This window comes from Seramator thermalis (assembly GCF_004138125.1).
GTDB lineage: Bacteria > Bacteroidota > Bacteroidia > Bacteroidales > Dysgonomonadaceae > Seramator > Seramator thermalis.
Genome location: NZ_RXHS01000011.1, coordinates 52,692 through 68,662, shown reverse-complemented (window position 1 = coordinate 68,662; position 15,971 = coordinate 52,692). Strand labels below are relative to the sequence as shown.

Here is a 15,971-nt window from a genome sequence, read left to right as displayed (position 1 = left end):
CTTTACGATGACAGTTATTTTCGATAAATCGGTCTGTTTTTTCGACAAAATTAATCATCTTTGCACTCGCAACAAAAAAATAAGGATATTCGAACAAACCTTTTGTCCTTTTTTATATCTCAGCCATAAACTAATCTTCAAAAAAAATTGAGAAATGACTAAACTGAATATCGGCGATACCGTACGCTTTCTGAATACGACCGGAGGTGGAAAAGTGAAAGGATTTCAGAACAAACAGATCGCCATTATCGAAGATGAATACGGATTTGATGTGCCCGTACTCATTTCGGAATGTGTGGTCGTGGAATCCGCAGGAAACGAAAAATTGGGACAAGCCGAAACTACAGATATCGAGGAAGTAGCGAAAAATAAGACACCCAACGCAGATTCGATTGCGGCCAATGAAGAAACCGAAGAAACGCCTGAGGGCGAGAAAATTACAACCTGCATCGCATTTTTGCCGATAGATGCAAAAAACATGACTACGACCGGCTACGAAAGTTATTTTGTAAATGATAGCAATTACTACCTATATTACAATTATATGAGTCGCGAAAACAACGCTTGGCAAAGTCGATCAAACGGACTTATCGAACCGAATACGAAAATTTTTCTCGAAGAGTTCGATAAATCCCGGCTCAACGAAATCGAAAAAATCTGCGTTCAGTTTATTGCCTTCAAGCATCAAAAATCTTTCGGTTTCAAAAATCCCGTTTCGGTGGAATTGCACATCGATACTGTGAAGTTCTACAAACTGCATGCTTTTCGGGAAAACGATTATTTCGACGAAAATGCACTGGTTTATTACATTACCCGCAACGATATTCCCGAACGCGACATGCTGGTTAATGCAGGGGATCTCGAAAATGCTCTTCGCGAGAAAGAACGTATCGACAGTAACCGTCGTCCGCGCATACAAAAAATCGAGAAAAAAGACAAAAACGAAATTATCGAAGTCGATCTGCACATCAATCAACTTTTGGATTCTACAGCAGGAATGTCGAACGCCGATATCTTGGAATATCAACTGAAAAAATTCAACGAAGTGATGACAGAAAACCTTCATCACAAAAACCAAAAAATTGTCTTCATTCATGGCAAAGGCGACGGAGTTCTCAAAAACGCTCTGCTTAAAGAAATCAAAACCAAATACAAACGTTGTGTTGCTCAAGATGCTTCATTTCAAGAATACGGTTTCGGAGCAACAATGATCATTATCAAATAATCGAAAAAAACAAACTATGATGAAAAAAACAGCAATTATTTTTACGTCAATTTTGCTACTATTTTCTGGATGCGACGTTTTCAAACAAATCGGCGGCGCCTATCAGCTCTCTCAATGCGAATATACTTATCATTCGGTGGATGATATTCAGATTGCCGGAATCAATATCGGCGATGGCTCCCGATTATCGTTGTCAAATTTAGCTTCGATATCTACCATTTTGGCCAGTAGCTCCAAAATGCAGACTATCCCTCTGACCCTGACTCTGAATATGAATATTAAAAATCCAAACGAGGCCGTTGCTTTTCTCAATTCGCTCGATTATGCAATCGAAATCAACGATCTCGAATTCACTAACGGAAAAATCGATATTCCGCTACAAATCAATCCGGGCGAAACACAAACGATGCCTATCCACATGAGCACCGACCTGAAACAGCTGATGAATCGCTATTCTCAAGAGAAAGTATCGGAAGTCGTCAATTCTTTTTTTGGCATATCCGCCGAAAAAACCCAGGTTAAAGTTAATTTGTGGCCAAAAGTTCTCGTCGGAAAAACGCCCATAAAATCGCCCGCTGCCATTCCGGTCATCTTTACGTTCGGAGGTAAATCGTAGAACAATTTTTGGGTGTAATGCCCGGCAAAATGAAATAATCGGTCGAAAAAACTTTCAAAAATGTTCACAATCGGAATTGCCGGTGGATCAGGATCCGGAAAAACGACACTCGTAAATGCCATTTTAAAACGAATCCCTGTCGAAAGCATTGCTCTTTTGGCGCAAGATGCTTATTACAAGGATGCCTCACATTTGCCGCTCGAACAGCGTCGTGCGTTGAATTTCGACCATCCTGATTCTATCGAGTGGGATTTGATGTTGTCCGACATCCGCAAGCTCAAAAGCGGACAGGCTATCGAATGCCCGACTTATTCCTACATCACTTGCACGCGACTACCGGAAACAATTCATATCGAACCAAAAAAAATACTCCTCATCGAGGGCATTCTTATTCTCACTCAACCTCAAATTTGCGAAGAAATGGACATGCGCTTGTACCTCGAAGTTGAACCTGACAACCGCCTGTCGCGCATTATTGAACGCGATATGGAAAATCGCGGTCGTACAGCTAAGCAGGTCATAGAACGATACTACAAAACCGTTAGGCCCATGCATGAAGAGTTTATCAAACCTTCTCGCGAACGAGCCGATATGTTGGTAATGGGAGGTGGATTAAATGCCGGCGCTGCCGATTTCATTTCCTCTGCAATTTTGGGGAAATTGACCGAACAGACATTGTGAATCAATCATTCTTATCAAATAGCAATCTTGCTCGGCAAGCAATTCCTTTTTCGCGTGTAACGATTTGAAAGTAATAATCGCCATGATTTTTCATTTCCACATACACTTCTCCTTCATCGCCATAAGTCAACTCTTTCATGTAATTGATTTCAAATCTCCTGATAGTGCGATTGGCATAAAAATCGATTGAAAAGCAATCGGAAATCCAACGTACGTAATGCAAGCTGTTGGCGTGATTATTGACATCGATATCGCTGTATTTCACTCTGAATGTATTCAACACTTCTCCCTCGACATCCGGCAATCGCTGAGGTTCACCGATGGGCGTCATCTCATCGTAAATATTTCTTTTGAGCGTTTCGATTGCATCTAAAGAAATAGGCCGACGAGTATCAAGATTGATGATAGCCCAGGTGGAGGCACCATAACCAATAACTTGATTCTGAGCATTTAAAAAACGAAAATTTCGTAACGAAAAAGCTTGACTTGATTTTTCTAACCATGTTTCGATGTCAATATCTTCGTTTTCAACCGGAATGTGGTTCATATCGAGAACTAGTCGAGACAAGACCCACGAGTGATTTTTCGACATTAAATCAAGAACACCAAAGCCGTTTTCATCGGCATTATTTCCTGCTGCGCCCAAGACCAAATTGACAAGCGAGACCAACGATATTTTTTTTCTGAAATCGATATTTTGCGCGTTGATACGATGATGATATGTTTTTTTTGATGACATAATTTGTTAATTGAGCTACAAAAATAGTGATTTCACGCATTAATAGTTCAATTCGATAGTCAAACTTCGAAAATGGGTAAGGAAATATTTTTTATCTTTGCACTCTCAAAATGAAACAACTTTACAACTTCTGAAAGATTATGGCAAAGGAATTGAAGGAACTGACACCACGCAGCAAAGATTATTCGCAATGGTATATCGATTTGGTTACAAAAGCAGAATTGGCCGAAAACTCAGCCGTACGTGGCTGTATGGTCATCAAACCTTACGGTTATGCAATTTGGGAAAAAATGCAACGACAGCTCGACGATATGTTTAAGGAAACCGGACATGTTAATGCCTATTTTCCTCTTTTTATTCCAAAATCGTATTTGAGTCGCGAAGCCGAACATGTGGAAGGTTTTGCTAAAGAATGTGCCGTGGTTACTCATTATCGTCTGAAAAATGCACCCGACGGCAGTGGCATAATTGTAGATCCCGAAGCCAAACTCGAAGAAGAACTTGTGGTTCGTCCTACTTCCGAAACCATTATCTGGAGCACCTACAAGAATTGGATTCAATCGTATCGCGATCTTCCTTTGCTTATCAACCAATGGGCTAATGTGGTTCGCTGGGAAATGCGTACGCGCCTTTTCCTCCGTACTACCGAATTTCTTTGGCAGGAAGGACATACGGCTCATGCCACCAAAGAAGAAGCTATCGAAGAAGCCGAGCGTATGCTAAATGTGTATGCCGAATTTGCCGAAAAATATATGGCCATGCCGGTGGTTAAGGGTGTGAAATCGGAATCGGAACGCTTCGCCGGCGCTCTCAACACCTACACCATCGAAGCATTGATGCAGGACGGAAAAGCATTGCAGTCAGGTACTTCGCATTTTCTCGGACAAAATTTTGCCAAAGCATTCGATGTTCAATTCACGGATCAACTTGGCAATCGCGATTATGTTTGGGCTACGTCTTGGGGGGTTTCCACCCGATTGATGGGTGCACTCATCATGTCCCATAGCGATGATAACGGATTGGTACTTCCGCCCAAACTTGCGCCTCATCAGGTTGTCATCGTTCCTATTTACAAAAATGAAGAACAGCTTAACCAAATAAACGAAAAAGCGGCTACGATCGTCGAAAAACTGAAATCGTTAGGCATCAGTGTGAAATACGATAACAATGACAACAAAAAACCGGGGTGGAAGTTTTCGGAGTACGAACTGAAAGGTGTGCCCGTACGCTTGGCCATTGGTGCGCGCGATCTCGAGAACAACACGATCGAAGTGGCTCGTCGCGATACATTGACCAAAGAAACCGTTTCATCCGAAGGAATTGAATTTCATGTGAAACAGTTGCTCGACGATATTCAACAGAATATCTACCAAAAAGCTTTCGATTTCAGAGCATCTCAAATGCGTGAAGTGAATTCGTATGACGAATTCAAGGAAGAAATCGAAAAAGGCGGTTTTTTGCTTTGTCATTGGGACGGAACAGCCGAAACAGAGGCGCTGATCAAAGAAGAAACAAAAGCGACCATTCGCTGCATTCCACTCGAGGGCGATAAAACTCCCGGCAAGTGCATGGTAACCGGTAAACCATCTGCTCAGCGCGTGATTATCGCACGCGCTTACTGATCACCCGAAATTAATAATCTGAAATTCTGTTTATCATCTATAGAGAGAACAATAATAGTAGAAAAGCGTTCTTCACCTCATTCCGTTGAGAAGAACGCTCTTCTTTTTTTTCACCTTTCCTATTACTTAATCTCCAACTCTACCACATAATCCACGTCGTCAGGAATTCGATCGAACTTTACGACCACTCCTCCCGGAACTTCCGTAAATTTCAAGGGTTTCTGATCGATAAATACTTTGGCCGAACGAACTTTTTTACCTTCCATGGGCAAATAGAGAGCATCATCTTTCAGATTGAGGATATGCACATAAAGTTTGTTGTCTCTCTGAGTCGTAACGCCCCAGTCGCGAGGAGCGATAAATCCACCACGCGTACCATAAATGGTTTCGCCATATTTCTTGAGCCATTCACCCATCGCCAAATAACGCTGAACGGCAATATCGGGAAATTCGCCATTTGGGCGAGGTCCGACGTTCAGCAACAAATTGGCATTGTTTCCTGCTGTTTTTACCAAGTAATGAATTAGCTCTTTTTCCGATTTATATTTCAAGTCGGTAATGTTGTATCCCCACGAATTGTTCATGGTTTCACAGGTTTCCAAGGGGAGTTGGCCGATCTGGGCATCGGCCGAAAAGCCGGTGGTATTTTGTCCGGGAAGGTCTTTTTCGAACGTCTGGGCATCCTCACCTTCTATCGGAGCTAAATGATGGTTGTTGATAACGAGACAACCGGGTTGCAGGCGATGAATATGAGCATAGATTTCTTGCAGTCGCCAGTCGAAATCGGGATTTTGGTCTTGATCCCATTGCCCGTCAAACCAAATAGCGCCTATCTCGCCATAGTTGGTTAGCAATTCTGTCAATTGATTAAGCATAAACTGATGATAGGTATCCCAATTGCCATGCTCTGCGCGACCCACATTTCGTCCGGTTCTTCCCAAGGGATAATAGTCGGGACGACTCCAATCGAGCAACGAATAATAAAAATGGAGTTTGATGCCCTGTTTGTGGCATTCGTTGGCAAGCTCTTTGATGACATCGCGTTTGAAAGGGGTGGCATCGACAATGTTGTAAGACGACTGCCGGGTCCCAAACATCGAAAATCCGTCGTGATGTCGCGATGTGATGCAAATATATTTTGCACCTGCCGCTTTTACATCCGACACCCATTTGGCTGCATCGAATTTCGAAGGATAAAAGCCTTCGGCCAACTTGGCGTATTCTTTGTAGTGGATGTTTTTGTTGTTCATGATCCACTCGCCGTCGGCCATCATACTGTATATGCCCCAATGGATGAATACTCCGAATTTCATATCCTGAAATTCCCGGCGGTTTTTGAGATTTTCCGGCGAAGGAGTGTAGCCCTGCTGTGCGGTTGCGCCCGTTGCGATGAAGAAAAGTGCAAAGAGAAAGCAATAAACGTGTTTCATTGATGTTTGAATTTAATTTTGTAGATTATTCGTTTGTTTCCATATATGCCACAAGTTGGGCAATTGCCAACTGATTGTTGAAATCGGGTTTGTGTTGCTGAACATAATCCTGAAAAAGATTATTCTTTTTTTTGTAATACTTTCCGAATTGCCCCATCGAAGTAAAGTTTTTGATTTCTGAGCCCTTCTGCAGTTTGTAAACCGTATAAGGAACGACTTTAAAATCGTCAGGCAATTGCAGCTCATACATTTTTCCACCCTGCGACCAACCGGAGTAGGAGTCGGATGCAGAAGTCTGCGAAGTGCCACCATAACCGGCCGGTTTCCCGGGAGGGATGACGCGACATTTGTAATGTGCCATTAAAATATAGGGTGAACTGCATAACACTTCCAGAATTTTTCGGTCACGATACACAAATTTTCTGTCTTCGATATACACCGTGTCGATCTGAATCAACGTAACATCGGCAAGTGCCAAAACTTTGTCGTTTTGCATAAACACCATCTCTTCGGTCGCAGCGTTATAATTGAGAAGAGCTTTAGTTACCACACCATTTTTCATCAAAATCGATCCTTCCTTAAACTCCGGAAAAAGATAATGCGATATTTCTATCGCGCTCACTGAAGGTGCCATTGCCAATGCAACAGAAAAAAAACAAAGTCCGAAGAAAGATGAGCATCTCATAGTATGATTAATTTGATGTTACATGTTTTACGCCATAAAGTTAGACGATTTTCATTGCATATCAAAACTTATTTTTTTGTTTAATCCATAAATATGTTTTTCTTTGCATATATAAACAACAAACTATCCAATAACTGATTTTATGTTCGACCAATCTCACAGAGCGCTTATTGCCAAAAACGAGGAAGCTGATATTTGCATCATTCCTAAAATGGCAAACCGTCATGGGTTGATAACGGGAGCTACAGGTACGGGAAAAACCGTTACGTTACAAACACTTTCAGAAACTTTTAGCGAAATGGGAGTGCCCGTTTTTGCCGCCGACATGAAAGGGGATTTTTCGGGAGTAGCCAAATCGGGAGGCAACAAGGAAAGTGTCAACAAACGTGTTGAAGAATACGGGCTCAAAGATTTGGGATTTGAGTACAAGGCTTTTCCTGTAACTTTTTGGGATGTATTCGGCGAACAAGGACATCCCATCCGCACGACAGTCTCCGAAATGGGACCCATTCTGCTGGAACGACTACTCAATCTTAATGATATTCAGAGCGCTGTGCTCGCACTCGCATTTAAAATTGCCGACGACAATAACCTTCTACTCATCGATTTGAAGGATTTGCAGAAAATGTTGCAATTTATAGGCGACAACCGAGCTCGGTTTACCACACAATATGGAAATATTTCTCCTGCAAGCATCGGCGCCATTCAGCGAAGTTTGATGCAGCTCGAAAGCCAGGGTGGCGACAATTTTTTCGGCGAACCTGCATTCGAAATCACCGATTTCATTCAAACCGATCAAGGAAAGGGCGTGATCAATATTCTCGCAGCTGACAAGCTTATCAATTCACCTCGCGTTTACACTACATTCCTGCTTTGGCTCCTTGATGATTTGTATGAATCGCTACCCGAAGTTGGCGATGTGGACAAACCGAAACTTGTGTTCTTTTTCGACGAAGCCCATCTACTCTTCAACGATATGCCAAAACCCTTGCTGGAAAAAGTGGAACAAATTGTTCGTCTGGTTCGTTCGAAAGGCGTTGGAGTATATTTTTGCACACAAAATTCCTCCGATGTTCCCGAAAATATTCTCGGGCAACTTGGCAATCGTGTTCAACATGCCCTTCGCTCTTATACTCCCAACGATCAGAAAGCGGTGAAAGTGGCTGCCAATACATTTCGACCTAATCCAAAATTTAATACCGAAGAGGTTATTACGCAATTAAATACCGGCGAAGCATTGATTTCTTTTCTTGACGAAAAAGGAGCTCCTCAAATGGTTCAACGTGCATATGTTTTGCCACCACAAGCCCAAATTGGGCCTCTCACTGTTGCGGAACGTGATCAGTTGATTAAAAGTTCTTTCATTTTTGGTGTGTATGAAAAATCGATCGATCGGGAATCGGCTTATGAAATTCTCTCCCGTAAACAGGAATTGTTAGAGGAAGAACGTAACCGTGCCGAGGAAGAAAAAGAACGGATCCTTCAACAGAAAGAGGCTCAGAAAGCATTGCTCGAAGCCGAAAGAGCTAAACGGGCAGAAGAAAGACAACGAAAAGCCGATCAGGGTTTTCTGGGAGATTTGATGGATCAGGTCGGGAAAAGCGCCACACGTCAAATCAGTAACGAGATTGGGAGAACGATCACCCGGTCCATTTTCGGAGCTCTTTTTTGGAAAAAACGGTAAAGAGCAAAGAAGGCCATAATTCGTTTTTACGACGCCTTTTTCATTCGATTTTCTATTTGGCTTTCTTGATCCATTCATCGGCTATTTCAGGATCATAGCCCAACTGCTTTGCTTTCTCGAAATCGGCTTTTGCCGCCAGCTTATCGTATTGAGCCAAACGAACTCTTCCTCTGAGAAAATAAAAATAGGGATTTTGCCTTTCGCCTGGTTCGGCAGATTTTAAATCGGCCGATGCCTTAAAAATCTGGTCGGTATTTACATAACACTCTGCACGATTCAAATAAAAAACCGAGGTTACATTTTCGCCGTTGTCTATCAGTCTCGAATACATTTTTTCGGCTTCTATCCAATTGTCATCAAGCTTGTAAATCAAGGCCTTGCTCAAAAGCGAATACATGTTGTCAGGGTCTATTTGTTGAGCTTTCCGAAAATCGACTTCGGCCAAATCCCGTTGTTTTTGCTCGAGATGAAGAATTCCACGCCGATAATAAGCTTGCACATCCGAAGGATCGAGTCGGAGTATTTCGTTGTAATCGTTCATCGCTTCGTCGTAGCGTTCCATGTCGCAAAGAAGAGCGGCTCGGTTGTGAAGGACAAGTTTCGAATCGGGATAATTAGTTAAGGCTGCAGTGAAAGTCATGTATGCATCCTCGTAACGTCCCGATTCACGCTGAATTACACCCAAACTCATCAGAAGCGAAGTATTATTCGGGTTTGACGGATCTGTTTCGATCGCTTTTTTAAGTGAATATTCGGCACTGTCGAGACGGTTTCGTTCGATGTGATCTGCCGACTTGCCTATCCATTGTTCGTACGTTTGAGCAGTAGAAGCAAAAGTTATAGAAAAAAGAAAAATCAGAAATGTATAAAATTTGTTCATCGATTCATCCATAAATCTTGAGTGGCAAAATTAATGGTTTTTTTGTACTTTTGCCGGAAGTTTCAATAAAATATATCATAATGCCTACCAACTTATTTGCAGCTCAGCCTGATTCCACCGGCACAAAGATGATCGAAAACTTGGATGAAAAAACAGTCTCTACGGCCGAACTTATTAAGCAAGGCCGCTTCCACGAATTGTTGGATCAGTTTCTTACGTTCAGTATAGATCTACTCGGAAAACTGTTGATAATCTTCGTTTTATTTTTTATCGGAAAATGGATTATCCGCAAGATTAATAAATTTCTGAACAATATTTTTTCGAAACGATCGATGGACTCGGCGCTGAAAGGATTCCTGCTCAATCTCACGAACGTGATGCTGTTCATCGGCCTTTTCATTCTGATTATCAATATTGTCGGATCTCAGACCGTTTCACTGGCAGCCATTATTGGTTCGGCAGGTTTAGCCATTGGTCTGGCGGTGAAAGACAATCTCTCCAATTTTGCCGGTGGTGTTATGCTGCTTTTCAATAAACCGTTTAAGGGAGGCGATTACATCCAGGCACAAAACACCGAAGGAACTGTTAAAACAGTGGGAATTCTTTACACTACACTTACCACGATCGACAACAAAACTATTTATATACCCAACGGGCCACTCTCTACCGGAGTCATTATCAACTACACTACCCAAGAAAATAGGCGCATTGATTTGCCAATCGGTGTCGATTATGGATCGGATGTGGAATTGGTAAAGAAAATTCTTTTGGATGCAGCTTCACAACACCCGAAAATTCTTCACGATCCCGCTCCCTTTGCACGCATGTCGAAGATGAACGATAGTTCCATAGATTTTGTACTACGCGTATGGGTAAAATCGTCCGATTATTGGGAAGTCAATTTCGACCTTACGGAAGAGATTTATAAACAACTCAATGCCAATGGACTTAATATCCCATTCCCGCAAATGACCGTGCATTTCGCCGACAAAAATCAGGTGAAACTCGAATGACAAGATTGAGAAAAAACAAATGCAAATCGAATGATATTTTCATAAACTCAACCCGATACCCTTGCTTTTTTCTTCCTGAAGAATTTCTTTCAGAAAACGCACAATCAGAGGATTTTCTGTGGCAACATTATCATATTCGCCGCGGTCGTGCAACATATCGTAAAGCTGGTCATGCCAATCATTCCCCAATTCTGTATGGGTTAACGGATTATATGCTGCACCATTGTTCGGCTCTATATATTTCCATTGCCAGGTGAGAATGGTCAAACCGTCTGCAGAACCAATGATATAATCACGCCCCTTTTCGTCATGCCCCAACCAGGCATCGAGCTGATCCCGGCTGTCCGCAACTTCCTTTGCAGAAATATCCACGCATGCCAAGCGTGCCAACGTCGCCAATAGGTCAATTTGCGAAACAAGAGCTTCCGACTTTTTGGAGGCGATTTTCCCTTGCCAATTTACTATAAATGGTACTCGTGTTCCTGCTTCAAATGTGCTGTATTTTCCTCCGCGAAACGGCCCCCACGGCTTATGGTTCATCAGTTTTTCCACTGCCTGATCGGCATATCCGTCATCTACCACAGGCCCATTATCGCTTGTGATGATGATGAGCGTGTTTTCGCGAATCCCGGCACTTTCCAAGGCTTTTACGATTTCGCCAACCGACCAGTCGAACTGTACAATGGCGTCGCCACGAAACCCCATATCGGTCTTCCCCCAAAATCGCGAATTCGGATAACGTGGCACGTGAACATCGTTTGTGGCAAAATAAAGGAAGAAAGGGTTATCTTTGTTTGCCTCAATAAACTTCACGGCATGGGCTGTTATGCTGTCGGCAATATTTTCATCCTTCCACAATGCCGATTTTCCTCCTTTCATATATCCGATACGCGAAATACCATTCACGATGCTCATGTCGTGACCATGACTGGGCCTTAATTTTGTCAGCAACTCCGGATTATTCTTACCCGTAGGTTCTCCCGGAAAATTCTTCGTATAGCTCACCTGTATCGGGTCTCGGGGATCGAGACCGACAACCCGTTGATTCTCTACAAAAACGCAAGGTACACGATCTGCCGTTGCTGCCATAATATAGGAATAGTCGAAACCGATTTCTTTAGGGCCCGGCGTTATCTTGTCGTTCCAGTCTTGTTTTCCCGTTTCACTGCCCAATCCCAAATGCCATTTGCCTACAGCTCCGGTGGCATATCCGGCTTCTTTCAATATTTTGGGAACGGTGCATCGTTCGGGGTTGATAATCAAAGCCGCATCGCCGGCCGCAATCCCCGTTCCGTTGCGTCGCCACGGATATTCACCGGTCAATAGTCCGTAACGCGAGGGTGTACTGGTAGCCGCAGCCGAATGAGCATTCACGAAACGGATGCCATCCCGTGCCAAGCCATCAACATTTGGGGTTTGAACTCTCGTTGCACCATAACAGGACAAATCGCCAAATCCCAAATCATCTGCGTAAATAAACACGATATTCGGTTTGGCGATTTGCTGCGCAAAGCCGGTCGACGTCATAAGCCCCAAAGAAAGAGCGGAAAATATTTTGTTCATAATATCTCGTAAATTTTAGAATCTTGATGTGAATTTACAATCCGTTGCGGAATATTTTTCAAAAATGTTTATAGGCATTATAAGTTGCCTGATTTCCGTTTTCATAGCCCAGCCATGGAAAAAACGAACCGCCGTATTCTAACTGGTCATTGGCTCATATACCGGCATAATACGCCTCCCGGTGAATGTACCAATCCCATTTAAGTTTCAAAGATACTTTCGGAAGCCCTGATCTTGGAAAAATAAAAAGTGGATGACTTAGCTTCCCGTTGATCTCCACACTATAATTACCTGGTTCAGTGATAGTAAAACAAATTTTATCCTCTTTGATCACCGGTTTAATCCCGGCACTCAAAGGACGAACATCTACCCATTTAACCGTTACTTTGCTCTCAATTTCAACAGAAACAGCCTGTTCCATCTCAAAAGCGGCAAATGAACAAGGAACAGGATTATCTATTACATGCACCGGAATACCGTCAACTGTCAACGTATAACTATCGGAAGCCTTTATTTCTTCCGGACAAGAGTAAGTCCTTATGGAAGCGAATATCGATTGAGAAAAAGGGATCAAAATAAAAAAACATATTTCCTCATAATTGAATGGGGAATTAATATAACTCTGATAAAAATCATAATTATCAATACTTCTGAAGCAAGTTCAACAGCTTACGATCCAGCTGATGTCCGTGCCACGCTTCATATGTCACATCTTTTCTTCCTGAATCCAGCACTCCGAAGTCGCCCCGGAAATTCCACAGTGCCCAGCCGATCTGATGGCTGGTGAGGATCTGCAACATATCTTCAAACCATGCGAGGAAAACATCATGAGGTGTCTCATTGTAACATCCGCATTCACCGCAATGTACCCCCACACCTTGCTTCACCAGATCGGTCCAGGGACGATAAAAATCTTCGAGCACCTTACGGTCAAATTTTTCACCGTTGATCACACCCGGCCATACAGGCACCGGTGCATCATCGGGGTTTTTCCATACCCAACCGGCTCGATAGTGGGATACATAATGTGGATAATAGCCCCTGCAACTTTGCCCTATGGGAAGATCAGTCAACTCGGGAATTACTAAAGCACCGCCGTTATTCCCGTCAGCAACTACCATTCTGTCGGCATTCTGCCGGTGGATAACGTCCAGGCATCCAACAGCGACTTTACGGTATATACTTCCCGGAATGGCTGTGGCCGGAGAGAACTGATCGTTCATATCTTCCTTGAAACAAGGCTCGTTGACTAGATCGAAACTTAATAATTCTGGGGAAACATTTTTAAACCGTTTCGCCCACATATCCCAGTGCCGGTAAAATGCCTGCTGTGCCTCTTCGTCCTTCCATAAGTTAAAGGGTTCGTGAAATCCGGCATTGATACAGAAACCGGGGGCCCGATGTAGATTGAGGCTTACATGCAAATGGTATTTATTGGCCGTATAGACTACTTGTTCGATAGCATCAATCGCTTCTTCCCTGAACCCAACTGTTTCTTCGGGAGTGATATCCCTTCCGGAAGCCGGATCATACTTCAAATAGCTGGGATATGCCATAGGAATACGGACAAAGTCGAATCCCCAGTCGGCCATCCATTTAAAATCCTGTTCCGTCGCCGCAAACCGAGCAGGATTTGCGACATATCGTTGAGGAGAAAAGAAGTCGAGGACATTAAACCCACGCCAGCGAGGCAGATTGTTTGTAGACTTTTTGTCATCAACCGTCTCAAAAGCATTCAGGGAAGGGTTAACCACCAACAAAGCGGTGCCGACAGCCGTTGTTTTCAAAAATTGACGTCGCTTCATATTTTTTTCTATCAAATATTAGTTGCTTATTCTTTTAATTATCTTAAAACCGGAATCCTCTGAATGAATGAGGTTTTATTTTTATTTCAAACAATTTTACATCGCTATCAATTTTGGGGTTACCAAATGAAGATTTTTGTGATTCACCAGAGATTTTTTCACCCGATACCGCATCGGTAATTTCATTCTCATTCTTATTCAAAAGAATTTTTACAGAAACTTCTTGATCGAGAAACGAATGTACAAGAAATGAATGATTATCATAAACAAACAAACTGATTTTGGCGGGTCCTTCCAACCTTACATTTAAATGGCCAGCAACGACCTGACGTAAACGATTTAAAACAGATTCAGGCAAGTTGTACAGATCAACAAAATTATCGGGAATTGTCCAAACGTAAAATTTTCCTTTTGAATAATCGGCTGAATGTAAAACAGGCCAACCATTTGTATCGTCCAGTGCAGAAATGATTTCCCAAGAATCATTGGTCAAATAATTTATCTGGGGAATCAACATTTCATTCCCAGAAAAAGATATTTCCCATCCTGTCGAAAAAGTTTTTACGTTTGCCTTCCGATCTGTAACTCGCAACTCAACAATATCTTCAATTCCTTTTCCTTCCATGGCTTTGTAAAAACCTGAAGTAACTACCACATTCCCTCCCCGTTTCAGTTGGGCTTTTATTTTATTGATAATATCCGGGTCAAAAGAGGCAGTTTCAGTAAGTAACACAACTGGTTCATTATTAGGAAATTCAGGAACCATTTCAATCGGAATACCTATCATGCTAAAGTAATTTTGTAAAAAATCTTCTCCTACTGAATGAAATGGCTTATAACTCTTCACCCCAACAGGTTTCCCCAATTTCCCTAAAACTTTATCAACTGTTTCAAGGGAATATCCAGCAGCCCGAGCCATTTTGGTTGGAATAAATACACCACCATCTTTAAGCGGAATAGGTTTTTTCATTTCCTCAAAATTGAAAATGCCCTGCCAGGAGGGGCGTAAATCTTCTTTCAGGGGATAAAGCATTTGCCGGATATCAAACAATGTTATTTCAGGAGCTTTTGCAAAAAGCGTAAGCCACAATTGTTCAGCATAACGGTCGATATCGCGTAAGCCACCTGTATCTACCCAACCGCCTCCGTTTTGGTCTGGTTTTATATTTTCAAAATACCTGAAAATAGCATAGCTTTCATATTGTTGCAAATGTTGATTGGAAGAAGGGTCACGTGTTTCAGTACCCGTATAAATGCCATCAAATAAGGGCGGTTCATCTTTCAAATTAAAACCAAGACCTTGAAAATGCTCGTACCAATTGGGATACTTTATAATAACCTTTACCTTAGGATTTACAGCTTTTGCCGGATTAATTACCAAATTGGCAGCAGCATCTTTCATAAGCTCTAGACGATAATCTGTCCAACTTTTATTACCTTTTGCCGCGATACACAAATCACATTTGCAATTGGTAAAAAAGAAATCGTCCAGAATAAATTCGTCAAAGTGACGTGCAGTAAGCTCAGCTATTTCTTTTACTTTCTGCCTATGTTCAGGATTGGAATAGCAAAATGTTTCGAAATTATTACTTTCGTTAATGGTATAAGTAATTCCACCGCTGACTTCAAGACCTTTTCCTTTGAAAAATCGAATAGCTGTTTCTAAAGTTGCATCATCAACTGTTAAAAGGTCACGATGAGTTTCCAGATAGATTTTATCTACGTGGACTTGTTTCGAAATTGTATCCCAAGCATTTTTCAACCAATTCGGATCACTCATTTTTTTTACTTCATAAGCTCGACAGTAAATAGCACACTTGAAATTTTTATAGTTTTGCGCTGTAATAGATAAATTTATAGAAATACAGGCAAGTACGAGAAAAAAGAGTTTTAACTTTTTCATTTTATTTTATTTATTTTCAATGTATTAGACAATATAAATTTCCGATATAATTTGTCGTTTAAAAACAAAAATCAAAAACGAAAGAAAAGGAAGTTTCTTTTTTCAATATTCATAAAGAAAATACT

At 41.9% G+C, this 15,971-nt stretch carries 14 protein-coding genes; 6 read left to right on the top strand and 8 right to left on the bottom strand.

What is annotated here, in order from left to right:
• The first annotated feature begins 154 nt into the window (after positions 1–154).
• From EJN84_RS09200 to udk, 3 genes are read left to right on the top strand one after another with little or no spacing between them, the layout of a single operon-like run.
• On the top strand, positions 155–1,225 hold the full coding sequence (locus tag EJN84_RS09200; RefSeq protein WP_129595148.1) for a DUF2027 domain-containing protein: 1,071 nt from the start codon (positions 155–157) through the stop codon (positions 1,223–1,225).
• 16 nt (positions 1,226–1,241) lie between these two features.
• Positions 1,242–1,841 (top strand): NDR1/HIN1-like protein, encoded by a 600-nt coding sequence (locus EJN84_RS09195; protein ID WP_129595147.1) that lies wholly within the window; start codon positions 1,242–1,244, stop codon positions 1,839–1,841.
• A 60-nt stretch (positions 1,842–1,901) separates the two neighbouring features.
• The gene (gene udk / locus EJN84_RS09190) at positions 1,902–2,522 is read left to right on the top strand and encodes a uridine kinase (RefSeq protein ID WP_129595146.1); all 621 of its coding nucleotides are present in this window, start codon (positions 1,902–1,904) and stop codon (positions 2,520–2,522) included.
• Between the two features lies 1 nt (position 2,523).
• On the opposite strand, the gene EJN84_RS09185 is transcribed toward udk, so the two are convergent.
• Entirely contained in the window at positions 2,524–3,261 is a 738-nt protein-coding gene (locus tag EJN84_RS09185) for an acyl-[acyl-carrier-protein] thioesterase (protein ID WP_129595145.1), read from the bottom strand.
• 140 nt (positions 3,262–3,401) lie between these two features.
• Between EJN84_RS09185 and proS the strand changes: the two genes are divergently transcribed.
• Entirely contained in the window at positions 3,402–4,883 is a 1,482-nt protein-coding gene (proS, locus tag EJN84_RS09180; protein WP_129595144.1) for a proline--tRNA ligase, read from the top strand.
• Positions 4,884–5,005: 122 nt separating this feature from the next.
• Here the strand turns inward: proS and EJN84_RS09175 are convergent, their stop codons facing one another.
• A complete protein-coding gene (locus EJN84_RS09175) occupies positions 5,006–6,313 on the bottom strand; it encodes an alpha-L-fucosidase (protein WP_129595143.1) in 1,308 nt (435 codons plus the stop codon).
• Between the two features lie 25 nt (positions 6,314–6,338).
• On the bottom strand, positions 6,339–6,998 hold the full coding sequence (locus tag EJN84_RS09170) for a hypothetical protein (RefSeq protein ID WP_129595142.1): 660 nt from the start codon (positions 6,996–6,998) through the stop codon (positions 6,339–6,341).
• 142 nt (positions 6,999–7,140) lie between these two features.
• On the opposite strand from EJN84_RS09170, the gene EJN84_RS09165 reads away from it, so the two are divergent.
• Entirely contained in the window at positions 7,141–8,682 is a 1,542-nt protein-coding gene (locus EJN84_RS09165; protein WP_129595141.1) for a helicase HerA-like domain-containing protein, read from the top strand.
• 52 nt (positions 8,683–8,734) lie between these two features.
• On the opposite strand, the gene EJN84_RS09160 is transcribed toward EJN84_RS09165, so the two are convergent.
• Entirely contained in the window at positions 8,735–9,562 is an 828-nt protein-coding gene (locus EJN84_RS09160) for a tetratricopeptide repeat protein (RefSeq protein ID WP_165004226.1), read from the bottom strand.
• A gap of 80 nt (positions 9,563–9,642) precedes the next feature.
• On the opposite strand from EJN84_RS09160, the gene EJN84_RS09155 reads away from it, so the two are divergent.
• A complete protein-coding gene (locus EJN84_RS09155; protein ID WP_129595139.1) occupies positions 9,643–10,575 on the top strand; it encodes a mechanosensitive ion channel family protein in 933 nt (310 codons plus the stop codon).
• 39 nt (positions 10,576–10,614) lie between these two features.
• On the opposite strand, the gene EJN84_RS09150 is transcribed toward EJN84_RS09155, so the two are convergent.
• The 4 genes from EJN84_RS09150 to EJN84_RS09135 all read right to left on the bottom strand — a co-directional run bounded on the left by EJN84_RS09150 (position 10,615) and on the right by EJN84_RS09135 (position 15,846).
• On the bottom strand, positions 10,615–12,138 hold the full coding sequence (locus EJN84_RS09150) for a sulfatase-like hydrolase/transferase (RefSeq protein ID WP_129595138.1): 1,524 nt from the start codon (positions 12,136–12,138) through the stop codon (positions 10,615–10,617).
• 154 nt (positions 12,139–12,292) lie between these two features.
• Positions 12,293–12,628 (bottom strand): hypothetical protein, encoded by a 336-nt coding sequence (locus tag EJN84_RS12385; RefSeq protein ID WP_143484813.1) that lies wholly within the window; start codon positions 12,626–12,628, stop codon positions 12,293–12,295.
• Between the two features lie 151 nt (positions 12,629–12,779).
• On the bottom strand, positions 12,780–13,943 hold the full coding sequence (locus EJN84_RS09140; protein WP_129595137.1) for a glycoside hydrolase family 5 protein: 1,164 nt from the start codon (positions 13,941–13,943) through the stop codon (positions 12,780–12,782).
• A 43-nt stretch (positions 13,944–13,986) separates the two neighbouring features.
• Complete coding sequence (locus tag EJN84_RS09135; protein WP_129595136.1) at positions 13,987–15,846, bottom strand: hypothetical protein; 1,860 nt, start codon at positions 15,844–15,846, stop codon at positions 13,987–13,989.
• Between the last annotated feature and the right edge of the window lie 125 nt (positions 15,847–15,971).